The 11,742-nt window shown below is 61.0% G+C and carries 10 protein-coding genes; all 10 read right to left on the bottom strand.

The features are described 5' to 3' along the window. Positions 1-5: 5 nt before the first annotated feature. Entirely contained in the window at positions 6-377 is a 372-nt protein-coding gene (locus tag ONB52_00935) for a hypothetical protein (GenBank protein ID MDZ7414704.1), read from the bottom strand. Between the two features lie 194 nt (positions 378-571). Continuing rightward, positions 572-919 (bottom strand): 4Fe-4S dicluster domain-containing protein, encoded by a 348-nt coding sequence (locus ONB52_00930; GenBank protein MDZ7414703.1) that lies wholly within the window; start codon positions 917-919, stop codon positions 572-574. A 28-nt stretch (positions 920-947) separates the two neighbouring features. Then, positions 948-2,114 (bottom strand): Ni/Fe-hydrogenase cytochrome b subunit, encoded by a 1,167-nt coding sequence (gene hybB, locus ONB52_00925; protein ID MDZ7414702.1) that lies wholly within the window; start codon positions 2,112-2,114, stop codon positions 948-950. Positions 2,115-2,291: 177 nt separating this feature from the next. Then, entirely contained in the window at positions 2,292-3,053 is a 762-nt protein-coding gene (locus ONB52_00920) for a 4Fe-4S dicluster domain-containing protein (GenBank protein MDZ7414701.1), read from the bottom strand. Positions 3,054-3,542: 489 nt separating this feature from the next. Then, on the bottom strand, positions 3,543-4,916 hold the full coding sequence (locus ONB52_00915) for a tryptophanase (protein MDZ7414700.1): 1,374 nt from the start codon (positions 4,914-4,916) through the stop codon (positions 3,543-3,545). A 5-nt stretch (positions 4,917-4,921) separates the two neighbouring features. Beyond that, entirely contained in the window at positions 4,922-5,947 is a 1,026-nt protein-coding gene (locus ONB52_00910; protein MDZ7414699.1) for a radical SAM protein, read from the bottom strand. 132 nt (positions 5,948-6,079) lie between these two features. Further along, entirely contained in the window at positions 6,080-8,344 is a 2,265-nt protein-coding gene (locus ONB52_00905; protein ID MDZ7414698.1) for an NADP-dependent malic enzyme, read from the bottom strand. 490 nt (positions 8,345-8,834) lie between these two features. Further along, positions 8,835-9,833: an alanine dehydrogenase gene (locus ONB52_00900; protein ID MDZ7414697.1), complete on the bottom strand. Its 999-nt coding sequence runs from the start codon at positions 9,831-9,833 to the stop codon at positions 8,835-8,837. A gap of 119 nt (positions 9,834-9,952) precedes the next feature. Next, entirely contained in the window at positions 9,953-10,147 is a 195-nt protein-coding gene (locus ONB52_00895; GenBank protein MDZ7414696.1) for a hypothetical protein, read from the bottom strand. 63 nt (positions 10,148-10,210) lie between these two features. Beyond that, positions 10,211-11,659, bottom strand: coding sequence for a 2-oxoacid:acceptor oxidoreductase family protein (locus ONB52_00890; protein MDZ7414695.1), 1,449 nt, complete (start codon positions 11,657-11,659; stop codon positions 10,211-10,213). Between the last annotated feature and the right edge of the window lie 83 nt (positions 11,660-11,742).

Genomic DNA, 11,742 nt, shown 5'->3' with positions numbered 1-11,742 from the left:
TGTCATCAGGGGATGCCGGCGGTTTCTTCCTGTGCCTGCCGGCGGGTTTTGACTTCGTCGATGGCCTCGATCACCAGCGCGAGGTAGCGATCCAGGGCGCAATCGGCCTGCAGCCGCAACACACAAGTGCCGCCTCCGGCGTTGGCACACACCGCGCACACACGCTCGCGCAAAGCGTGAACGTAATCTTCCAAGAGCCAGCTATCAACGGATTCGACCACCTCGATCACGCGGGGCAGATAGAGATCCACCGGGCAGCGGCGGTCGGCGGGCAGCCCACAGCGCACAAAAAGGTCACGCTGCATCACCGCATCCAGGCAGACACTGCACACCCGGCTGCGGATGGCGTCGGCATATTCTTGCAGGAGTTCGGCCATAAGCACCTCGCAGATTGGCGCGGGAACAGCGCGCCTCCTCGCGCCGGTCTGCTGTGAGCGATGGCCGCTGTCAGGCCCTGCACCACAGACGGGCGGGGACAAAGGTTGCGCGGCCGGGGAGGTGGCGCGTTACCGCAGGAATGGCGGCCCGCATCCGCCGGCGCGCGGTGCGGACGCTTTCAAACAAGCCGGCCTCAATTGCCATGCAGCTTCATTTTTTTGGCCAGCAACATCTCCTTGCTCTCCTCATGATCGGGATCCTTCACGCAGCAATCCACCGGGCAAACGGAAGCGCATTGCGGCTCGTCATGGAAGCCTTCGCATTCCGTGCATTTTTCCGGCACGATGAAATAGAGATCGTCGGACAGGGGGTCGAGTTTGCGCGTCGCTTCCACCATTGCGCCCTTGTATTCGATCTGCCCGGTGAGCGCCGTGCCCTCGGCAAACGACCAGGGCGTGCCGCCGGCATAAATCGCCGTGTTCGGGCATTCCGGCTCGCAGGCGCCGCAGTTGATGCACTCGGCAGTGATCATCAATGCCATGAGACTTCTCCTTTCACGATGCAAAGTGTCATTCCGCCCATGCCAGGTGCGGGCTTTCCGTCATTGTCGTTTTTTCCTCCCGCGCCGTCGGGGAAAACACCGGCAGATGGCGCGCCGCCAGGGCAAAAGCGGTGATGCCCAGCGCGACGATCATCATCGTCACGGCAATCTCCATCCAGGAGGGAAAATAACCGGCCCGCGCCCAGGCCTCCATGCCGGTGATGCTCACGTTCATGCGATTCAGGACGAAACCGAGCACCACCAGCAGCGCCGAGCAAAACAAGCCGGTGGGATGCCGCCGCACGTGCGGCCGCGCCAGCAGAATCATCGGCAGCAGCACGCCCAGCCCCATCTCCGCCCAGTACAGCATCGCCTCCAGCGTGGGCGTGACAACGTGAACCCAGGCACGGCGGTCGGCCAGATCCTGCAGCTTCATGACGGTGTAGATCATCAGGATCACCACCAACACCCGCCCGAGCTGTGCCAGCTGCGGCATCTCGATCTCGCGCTTGAAGGCGCGGCTGCTCATGAACGACTCGAAGATCACCATCGCGCAACCCGCGCCGATGGCCGAGACGAAGAAGAACACCGGCAGCAGCGAAGAGTACCACAGCGGATGCAGTTTCTCCGGCACGATCAAATAGAGCGAGCCGAGGGAGGATTGATGCAGGGTGGAGAGCAGCACACCGACGATGACCAGCGGCACGGTGATGGCGCGCACGATGCGCAGCGGCCGCTCCCAGCCCAGCTTTTCGAAAAGGATCGGGCTGAACTCCAGCGCCAGCACGGTGGTGTAGAGCATCACGCACCAGGCAACCTCGAACATCACTGAACTCGGATTCCACATGACAATCGCATGCCAGATGCGCTCGGGCCGGCCGAGATCGTAAAGCAGCGCGAAGATCACGAGCAGGTAGCCCAGAAACGCGGTCAACACCGCCGGGCGAATGACGGCCTTATAGGCCTGGATGTTGAAGATGTAAACGATGGCACACAGGGTGAAGCCGCCTGCCGCCAGCCCCACCCCGCAAAGAATGTCGAAACCGATCCACAAGCCCCAGGGGAACTGGTCACTGAGATTGGTGGCCGCGCCCAGGCCTTGCGTGAAGCGCACGTAAGTGGCATAAAGCCCCAGGCCGAGCAGCATGACGAGTACGGCGCGCCAGAAAGTCAACTGTCCAAGCAGCTTTTTCATAACGAGCATGCTTCCTTCGATCAGCAAGATGCGGAATCACGAATCATGCCGTGGGATTTGAATACGGGATTTGCTTACAAAGACATCCTGCCGCGACCCGCGAACAACCGGGACGGATCCTCTCTCCCGCACCGGATCTTTCCTTCTTGCCGGCCCGCCGGCGAATTGCCTCTGCGGTTATTCTTTTCTGTCCTCCATCTCCTTCAACTTCGCGTGCAGCCTGCCCACTTCATCGCGGCGGTTGATGATCCACCACAAGCCATAAAGCGCAGTGCCACCCACCGCCACGATGTCCGGAATCTTCGAGAGCGCGTTCCAGGTCAGCAGGGGCAGGGGATGTTTCGGCAAATTGCCCGGGAAACCCAGTTGCTCGAATGGAATGGCCGAGAGAAAGAAAACCGAACTGCCGCCGGCCTCGGTGAGGCCATAAATGTGATCGACGTATTTCTCCGGCTCCTCGCGCAGACGGCGCTGTGCTTCCGCGATCAACTCTTCCCGATCACCGAAGATGGTGGCGCCGGTCGGGCAGGCCTCGGCACAGGCTGTCGGCAGCCCCTGCGCCAGCCGCGAATGGCAGAAGATGCACTTGCGCACGCGCGGCTCTGTTTGATCCCAGGTGTAAGTGGGCACTTGATAGGGGCACGCCTGCATGCAGTAGCGACAGCCGATGCACTTGGACTCCTCATACAGCACCGGGCCGTCCGCCGTCTTGGTGAAGGCACCCACCGGGCACACCGAGACACAGGTCGGCACCTCACAATGCATGCACAGCCGCCGCACGTAGACATCATGGCCGTAATCCTGCACCACGGTGTAGGCATTGGCGTTGAGTTTGGTTTCTTCGCCGGCGGGCAGCCCGTTTTGTTCCTTGCAGGCATCGCGGCACAGGCCACACCCGATACAGCGGGTGATATCAATCAACATTGCCTTGCGCGCCATAATCTTTCCCTGGGATGAGTGAGTGATCCGCGCTGATGTGGACGTTCTTGCACAAAGGTTTGACTCCTCTTTGGTCTCCGTCCGAGATCACTGACTTTTCAACGGCTGGATCTGCCATGGCCTGGCTTTGCATGATCTCCGGGAGTTTTCACAACACCCGGTGTGTTGGAAACCTCGACCCAACCGAGTGTGGAACGTTTTCCGAGCAACATGCTCACAGGACACGCTCCAGTTAATTTTTCAAGGCAAGGAACATGCCTGGCAGCCTTGCTTTTGTTTTGCTGTTTTATTTGCACTTAAGCTGCAGGCACCCAGTGATGATTTCCGAAATTGGGAATCACGCGCAGAGCTTTTGCAATGTTGCAAATGCAAGCCATCCCGGCAGCACGCTCTGTCTGGCAGTGCACCGGGCATTCTCGCAAGCGGGGTTGGCCGCAGCGAGGCGGGGCATCAAAAACAAAGGGGCGGGCGTGCCCGCCGCCGTGAGCTTCAGGCAAGTGGTTCAAAATGGCAGGTAAAATGCCGGAGGAAGCGGGGCTGATAGGTGATGCGATAGCCCGGTATCTTGTCGCGCTGCCCCCAGACCGATTCCAGCACTTCGATGACGTAATCAAAATGGCTTTGTGTATAAACGCGGCGTGGAAAGGCAAGGCGCACCAGTTCCAGCGGTGCCGGCAGCTCGCGTCCGGACTTGTCGAAGCGGCCGAACATCACGCTGCCGATCTCCACCCCGCGCACCCCGCCTTCGAGATACAACGCATTCACCAGACCGATGCCGGGATATTGCAGCGGTGGGATGTGCGGCAGCATGGCTTTGGCATCAAGGAAGACCGCGTGGCCGCCAACCGGACGCACATGGGGAATGCCGAGCTTTTGCAAGCGCCGGCCGAGGTATTCAACCGTGGCATGCCGGTAGACTTGATAGTCATAATCGAGTGCCTCCATCAGGCCCACCGCGATCACTTCCAAATCCCGGCCGGCAAGGCCGCCGTAGGTTGGAAACCCTTCGCGCAGGATCAGGGCGTTGCGGAAATCCTCGGCCCATTGATCATCCTGGCAGGCCAGAAAGCCGCCAATGTTGGCGAGGCCGTCTTTTTTGGCGCTCATGGTGGCGGCATCGGCATAAGAGAACATCTCCCGGGCGATTTCCAGCAGGCTCTTGCCGCGATAGCCCGGCTCGCGTTCGTGGATGAAGTAGGCATTCTCCGCGAAACGGCAGGCATCGATCACCAGCGGCACGCCGTGTTTTTGCAGCAGCCGTTTCACCGCACGAATGTTGGCGAGCGACACCGGCTGGCCGCCGCCGGTGTTGTTGGTCACCGTGATCATGCAGAAGGGAATTTTTTCACGGCCGTACTGCTCGAGAAATTGCTCCAGCCGGGCCAAATCCATATCGCCTTTGAAGGGCGCTTCCAGGGTAATGTCGAGGCCCTCCGGGCAGGGCAAATCCACCGCCTGCGCCTGCACGAATTCGATATTGGCGCGGGTGGTGTCGAAATGGCTGTTGTTGGGAACGAGGTCACCGGGCTTGAGACGGGTTTGCGCCAGAATGCCCTCCGCCGCGCGGCCCTGGTGTGTGGGAAACACATGCTTCATGCCGGTGATCTGCCGGACGGTGACCTCGAATCGTTTCCACGATTTGCTGCCGGCATAGCTTTCATCACCCAGCATCAAGGCGGCCCATTGCTCAGTGGACATGGCGCCGGTGCCGCTGTCGGTCAGCAGGTCGATGGGGCAATCCGCGGCATCCAACAGGAAAACGTTGTAGTGCGCCGCCGCCAGTTTCGCCACGCGCTCCTCAGGTGACGGCAGGTGAATCGGCTCGGTCATTTTGATGCGAAAAGGCTCGATAATGGTTCGCATGGCAGTCACCCCTGGTGTAATTGGGACCCGAGATTTTCGCCGGCCAGTTTCGCCCCGCCGGCGGGCATACGCCGGGAGCGGGCCTTCTCCGCCGTGAGCGCGATATAAAACACCCGACCGCGATGGGTGCGCGCCTCCACCTCACCGGTCTCGGTCAATCCCTTCAGCATCAACGCAATGATCTCCGGCTTGCAATTCATGTAGTGGGCAATTTCCTCAAGCGTCATGGGATGGCGGGCAATGAGATTGACCGCCTCGGAGATCAGGTGGTTGTCGAGTGAGGTGCGCGGTGCGGTCGGGCGCTCCGCCATCACTTCGGCCGGCGGGCCGATCATGGCCTGCACCGCACGCAATTCCTCCTCGGAGAGTGGCTGGGCCTCGTCCTCCGCTGGCGGCCGCACCACGGTGTTGAGATGCACCTTGTCCGGCCGGATCTCGGCGATGGCGCGGCGCAGCAGCGCGATCTCCTCGGCACCATCATTGACGCCCTTGACCAGCATGATCTCCAGCCAGATTTTGCCGGAATATTCCGCGCGAAACTGGCGCAGGCCGTGAATGATCTCCGCGAGATACAAACGGCCATGCGGCCGGTTGATCGCATAAAACGTGCGGGGCGAGGCGGCATCGAGCGAGGGCAAAACCACATCCGCCTGTGCCAGCTCCTGCCGCACTTGCGCATCGTACATCAGCGCGCTGCAGGTGAGCACGGCCACCGGAATGCTGCTCAGGCGCTTGGCGCGCCCGATCATCTCGCCGAGCCTGCGATGCAGCGTCGGCTCGCCCGAACCGGAAAAAGTCAGATAATCGGCGCGGCCGTCATGTTGCAGAAAATCCGCCAGCTCGGTCAGCACCTCATTGGCCGGCACATATTCCTCCCGCTGCACGGTTTGCTGCGTGGTCCGGCCGAGCTGGCAATAAACGCAGTTGAACGTGCAAGTCTTGCCCGGCACGATATCGATACCAAGCGAGAGGCCCAGGCGCCGGGAACGCACCGGGCCAAAAAGATAGCGGTATTTCTGCTCGAGGGTCATGACTCACTCCGGAGCAAGACGCACAACGGACCGCACCGGCTGCGGGATTGCCCTTGCGATTTCATCTTTCCGCCTTTTCGCCAACCCACTTTCGCTCCGCCCTCTGTCGGCGACAGACATGCCGGAGCCGCTTCAGCTTTCCTTGCCGAGCATCTGAGCATCGACCACCGCAATCGCGGTCATGTTCACCACGTCCATCTCGCTCATACTGCCGATTTGCAGAACATGCACCGGCTTCCTCATGCCCATGAGCACCGGGCCAATGGCTTCTGCATGGCCGAGACGCTGCAGCAGCTTGTAGGCCACGTTGCCGCTGGTCAAATCCGGAAAGATGAGCACATTGGCGCCGCCTTTGATGCGGCAGAAAGGATAGAACTCGTCAACGATTTCCGGCACCACCGCGGTGTCCGCCTGCATCTCACCATCCACCACGAAATCCACGGCCCGGTGTCGCAAAATGGCGAGCGCCTCCTGCACCTTTTGCGACAGCGGATGGCGCACGCTGCCGAAGTTGGAAAAGGAGAGCAGGGCGACGCGCGGCTCGATGTTGAAACGCCGCACCTCCCGGGCGGCCAGCATGGCGATCTCGGCGAGGTCCTCGGCGCTCGGGTCGATGTTGACGGTGGCATCTGCGATGAAATAGACGCCCTCTTTGAAGACCATGGCGTACAAACCGGCGACTTTGGAGACACCGTCCCGCAGCCTGATGATTTGCAGCGCCGGCCGCAGGGTTTCAGGATAGTGTTTGGTGATACCGGCGACCAGGCCGTCCGCCTCCCCGAGATGGACCATCATCGGGCCGAAATAGTTGCGATGCCGCATCAGCTCTTCGGCTTCGCGCCGGGTGATGCCCTTGCGTTTGCGCAGCTCATAGAAGCGGTCGACATAGGGTACCAGCTTCGGCGAAGTAAGCGGGTTGACAATTTCCACGCCGCCGCGCAGATGCAGGCGCATTTCCTCGATGCGATGCTGAATCACCTGCTCATCGCCCAGCAGGATGGGATGGGCGATGCCCTCGTCGAGAATGATTTCGCAGGCCTTCAAAATCGCGGGGAAATCGCCCTCGGGATAGACGATGCGCTTGGGCGCGGCCTTGGCCTTGTTGATCATCACCCGCATGAACTTGCGCGAGAAACCCAGCCGGCCTTCCAGCTCTTCGCGGTATTTGTCCAGATCGATCTTTTTTTGCGCCACCCCGCTCGCCATGGCCGCCTGTGCCACTGCGGGCGCCACCCACAACAGCACGCGCGGATCGAAGGGCTTGGGGATGATATAGTCACGGCCGAATTTGAGATTGCTCAGGCGATAGGCTTTGATGACGGCGTAGGGCACGGGTTCCTTTGCCAGCGCGGCGAGGGCGCGGGTGGCGGCATGCTTCATCTCTTCGTTGATGGCTGTCGCGCGCACATCCAGCGCCCCGCGGAAGATGAAAGGGAAGCCCAGCACGTTGTTGACCTGGTTGGGATAATCCGAGCGGCCGGTGGCCATGATGAGATCGCTGCGCACCGAGGTGGCCTCCTCGTAAGTGATCTCCGGATCCGGGTTGGCCATGGCAAAAATCACCGGGTCTTTCGCCATTGACCTCACCATCTCCCTGGTCACCATGTTGGGGCCGGAGAGGCCGACAAAAACATCGGCGCCTTCCATCGCCTCGGCGAGCGTGCGGGCCCTGGTTTCCGCCGCCAGTTTCGCCTTGTAGGGATTCATGTTCTCCTTGCGGCCGGCGTAGACCACACCCTTGGTGTCGCACAAAATCAGGTTCTGCCGCGAGACCCCGAGACTGAGATAGTAATTCGCACACGCGATGCCGGAGGCGCCGGCGCCGTTGAACACCACCTTCACCTGGCTGATATCCTTGCCCACCAGCTCCAGCGCGTTGAGCAGCGCCGCGCCCGAGATGATGGCGGTGCCGTGCTGGTCATCATGGAACACCGGAATCTTCATGATCTGCTTGAGCGTTTCCTCGATGACAAAACACTCCGGCGCCTTGATGTCTTCGAGATTGATGCCGCCGAAGGTCGGTTCCATGAGCTTGAGCGCCTTGATGATCTCCTGCGGATCGTGGGTGTCCAGCTCGATGTCAAAGACGTCGATATCTGCAAAACGCTTGAACAACACCCCCTTGCCTTCCATCACCGGTTTGCCGGCGGCGGCGCCGATATCGCCCAGGCCGAGCACGGCCGTGCCATTGGAGACCACGGCCACCAGATTGCCGCGCGCCGTGTATTCCCACACCAAATTGCCGTCCCGCTGGATTTCACGGCAGGGTTCGGCAACACCCGGTGTGTAAGCCAGGGACAAATCGGTTTGTGTGACGCAGGGCTTGGTCGGAGTCACCTCGATCTTGCCCTTGCGGCCTTCGCGGTGATAGCGAAGGGCTGCTTCTTTCGTTACCATTTGTGCTTCCCTCGACCACGGCGGCGGTGAATGGGATGCGGGCCATAGCCGGCAGCCGGCCGCAACCGTGCGCCAATTTTTAAGATGATCACGAACAGGGACTGGAGCCTTTGCAAGGCGGCCACCATCAATGCCATTCTGTCACGAGGGTGTCTCCTCCCGCCCCAAAATAATTCATTTTCATTCCGCTTTCAATCCTTGATTGTGGATTGCTGCGATTAAGGAGAAGCCGCGCGCCGTACGATTTCACTCTCGCTCAAAGGGATCCTTCATCAATCATGCACAATGACACACAAGACGCCGGCGGCTGGCCGGCGCGAGCTTTTACTTTTGCACCGTTCAAACATGCTGCGGCATGATACTCCGCCTGATGCCGCCATGCCTCACGCTGTCTCCCGGCAGGAGACCCGCCGGGTCGAACTTTTGGCTGTGGTTGGAGACAATTGCGAACGGCGGGCCGGTGGAGGTCCTCTCCCCGCGCACACCGCTCTCAGGCCTGCGCCGGATGCGACAGCAGCTCGGTGATCGGCACATGCGGCCAGCCGAGCATGTATGCCACTCCCGGCTGGGTGCATTGCCCCTGAAAGAGATACACCCCCCGCTGCAACAGGCGGGATTCCGCCATCGCTGCCGGCCCCTGCTCCGCCAGTCGCAGCACAAGGGGCAAAATGGTGTTGTTGAGCGCATGCGCGGCGGAACGCGCCACCAATGCCGGAATGTTCGGCACGGCATAATGAATGATGCCGTGGCGGATGAAGGTGGGGTCGGAATGCGTCGTCGGCCGGCTGGTCTCCACACAGCCGCCCTGATCGATGGAAATGTCCATGATCACGCTGCCCGGGCGCATGCGCCTGACCATGTCCTCCGTCACCACGTGCGGTGATTGCTGGCCGTGAATCATCACGGCACCCACCAGCACATCCACCGTGCCGAGATTGCGCTCGATGTTGTAGGGCGTGGCGATCGCGCTGTTGAGTTGATGAGCGGGAATGCCCGCCACGCCACCCAACAGGATGCCGCGGCCGCCCGCCGGCGTGGTGAGCAACTGTCCGGCAATTTGGGGCAACAGCATGCCGGCGATTTCACTCATGGTGGTCAACACCGGCAGGTTGCCGTGACGGTCCTCGATCAGGTTGTAGCCGATGGCGGTGCAGCGCGTTTCGCTCAGCAGGGCCATGAGCCGGGGGTTCATGGTGCTGAAGTTGAAAAAGCTCAGCAGGGTTTTCCCCGGCGCCATTGCGGTCACTTCTTCCAGCGAGGGTGGCATGACCTTGACGATCATGTCGGCGCGGCCGAGGACTTCACCGGCACTGAACGCAAGATGGGCGCCCGCTTCATCATAGATTTGATCGGTAAAGCCGCAGCCTGCTCCGGCGCCGGACTGCACCACGACTTTGTGTCCGGCCTTGACCAGCGCATAGACGCCCGCGGGAGACAATGCCACACGCTGTTCGTCCCGCCAGGTTTCCACGGGAATGCCAATGACCATGGCGCGCCTCTGTTCGTCATTGCTTGCCGGATGACTGGCCGGGCCTCTTGCCCGCCTTCACCCGTCCGGTTTGGCACAAAGAGCGCGGCTGGTGCCATGCCAGCCTCGCCACTCACGGTTCAGGCGGTGGCTGCTGCTCGCACGGCAGTTGCGATTTTATTCAGCATCGCTTCGATCTGTGCCTTCTCGACTTTCAAATCATCTTTGAACAGCGAGGAGTCAGTGTGATAAATCTCCTCGCGCAGGTTCATGAAGTACTGCTGCACAATACGCTGCAGCAGCTCCAGCTCTTTGACAGACAGCTCGAGTGTCATGGCGCACCTCCGCCAAAATGCAGATGAGGTTTTGCCGCACACGCAAGGCCAGGTGCTCTCCGCTCAGGCGTGGTGCGGCAGAACACCAGTGCGGGCGAAATTCTGTCCCGCGGCCAATGCCCTGGCATTCAGCTCCGCCAGCGCCGGCCGGGATTTGGCCTTCTGGTTGAGCACGGCCAGCACCACCTCCTCGGGCAACAGCTTCGACAACTCGAGGTAGGCACCCAGCATTACCACGTTGGCAACTTTGGTGTTACCGAGCGCATCGGCAATTTCGGTGGCGGGAACCGCCACAACTTGCACCTCGTCACGCAGCGTCACGCCGGCGATCAGCGAGCGATTGTACAGCACCAGCCCCCCCGGCCGGACCTCCGCCTGAAATTTCTCCAGCGACGGCCGGTTCATCGCGATCAGCACGTCGCTTTCGGAAACCAGCGGCGAGCCAATTTTCTCGTTAGAGATGATGACGTGGCAGTTGGCCGTGCCGCCGCGCATTTCCGGGCCGTAACTCGGCAGCCAGCTCACGTGACGACCAATGCGCATGCCGGCTTCCGCAAGCGTCACGCCGGCGAACAAAATCCCCTGCCCGCCAAAACCCGCAATCTTCATGCGCGGACTCAGCTCCCGGCCGGTCGCCGGCGCCTGCCAGACGGTCTCGTTCTCCTGCGGAATATCGAGCAACGCGCGGAGATCCGCGGCGGGTTTCCATTCGCCGTTACTGGGCGGCGGCGTGGCCGGCTTTTCCTTCTTGTCGCGAAACACCCCCAGTGGAAACACCGGCAGCATGTTTTCCACCAGCCATTTTTTGGCGGCGGAGGGTGTGAGATTCCAGCCGGTGGGGCAAATCGCGAGCAGCTCGACAAGCGAGAAGCCACGGCCCTCGATTTGATACTGAATCGCCTTGCGAATGGCACGCCGCGCGGACATCACGTTTTTGGCGTCGGTCACCGCCACCCGTTCGAGGTAGGCCGGGGCTTCCAGAGAGGACAACAGTTCGCAGACCCGCAGGGGAAAACCCTCATTGCCGGCCGAACGGCCATAGGGCGTGGTGGTGGTTTTCATGCCGAGCAGCGTGGTGGGCGCCATCTGGCCGCCGGTCATGCCGTAGATGGCATTGTTCACGAAAATCACCGTGATGTTTTCGCCGCGGTTGGCCGCATGCAAAATTTCGTTGCCGCCGATCGCGGCCAGATCGCCGTCGCCTTGATAGCTGATGACGATGCTGTCGGGCAAGGCCCGCCGCACGCCGGTCGCGGCCGCCGGTGCGCGGCCATGTGCCACCTGGATGTTGCCGCATTTCATGTAGTAATAGGCAAACACCGCGCAGCCCACCGGAGAGATGAACACGGTGCGGTCGGCAATCCCGAAATCATCCATGGCCTCGGCAATCAACTTGTGGATGGTGCCGTGACCGCAACCGGGGCAGTAGTGGGTGGAGGTTTTCTCCGCGCCGGGCTTGCGGTTGAAAACTTCATAAAACGAGGCCGGCCGGCGCAAAACAGTGGCTTCCATGATTCTCTCTCCCAAGATCGCAGGGTTTTCATGCATGTTCAGTCTTTGCCTTCACCACCCGGCAAAACGGCGGCGGGCCAAAC

The sequence above is a fragment of the candidate division KSB1 bacterium genome (assembly GCA_034506255.1).
In the GTDB taxonomy this organism is placed as follows: domain Bacteria; phylum Zhuqueibacterota; class Zhuqueibacteria; order Zhuqueibacterales; family Zhuqueibacteraceae; genus Coneutiohabitans; species Coneutiohabitans thermophilus.
This window is presented reverse-complemented; position numbering and strand designations above follow the sequence as displayed.

Excerpts from the sequence above, each read along its gene's own strand:
- ONB52_00935 (MDZ7414704.1), bottom strand. The coding sequence starts at position 377 with ATGGCCGAACTCCTGCAAGAATATGCCGACGCCATCCGCAGCCGGGTG.
- ONB52_00930 (MDZ7414703.1), bottom strand. The coding sequence starts at position 919 with ATGGCATTGATGATCACTGCCGAGTGCATCAACTGCGGCGCCTGCGAG.
- hybB (MDZ7414702.1), bottom strand. The coding sequence starts at position 2,114 with ATGAAAAAGCTGCTTGGACAGTTGACTTTCTGGCGCGCCGTACTCGTC.
- ONB52_00920 (MDZ7414701.1), bottom strand. The coding sequence starts at position 3,053 with ATGGCGCGCAAGGCAATGTTGATTGATATCACCCGCTGTATCGGGTGT.
- ONB52_00915 (MDZ7414700.1), bottom strand. The coding sequence starts at position 4,916 with ATGCGAACCATTATCGAGCCTTTTCGCATCAAAATGACCGAGCCGATT.
- ONB52_00910 (MDZ7414699.1), bottom strand. The coding sequence starts at position 5,947 with ATGACCCTCGAGCAGAAATACCGCTATCTTTTTGGCCCGGTGCGTTCC.
- ONB52_00905 (MDZ7414698.1), bottom strand. The coding sequence starts at position 8,344 with ATGGTAACGAAAGAAGCAGCCCTTCGCTATCACCGCGAAGGCCGCAAG.
- ONB52_00900 (MDZ7414697.1), bottom strand. The coding sequence starts at position 9,833 with ATGGTCATTGGCATTCCCGTGGAAACCTGGCGGGACGAACAGCGTGTG.
- ONB52_00895 (MDZ7414696.1), bottom strand. The coding sequence starts at position 10,147 with ATGACACTCGAGCTGTCTGTCAAAGAGCTGGAGCTGCTGCAGCGTATT.
- ONB52_00890 (MDZ7414695.1), bottom strand. The coding sequence starts at position 11,659 with ATGGAAGCCACTGTTTTGCGCCGGCCGGCCTCGTTTTATGAAGTTTTC.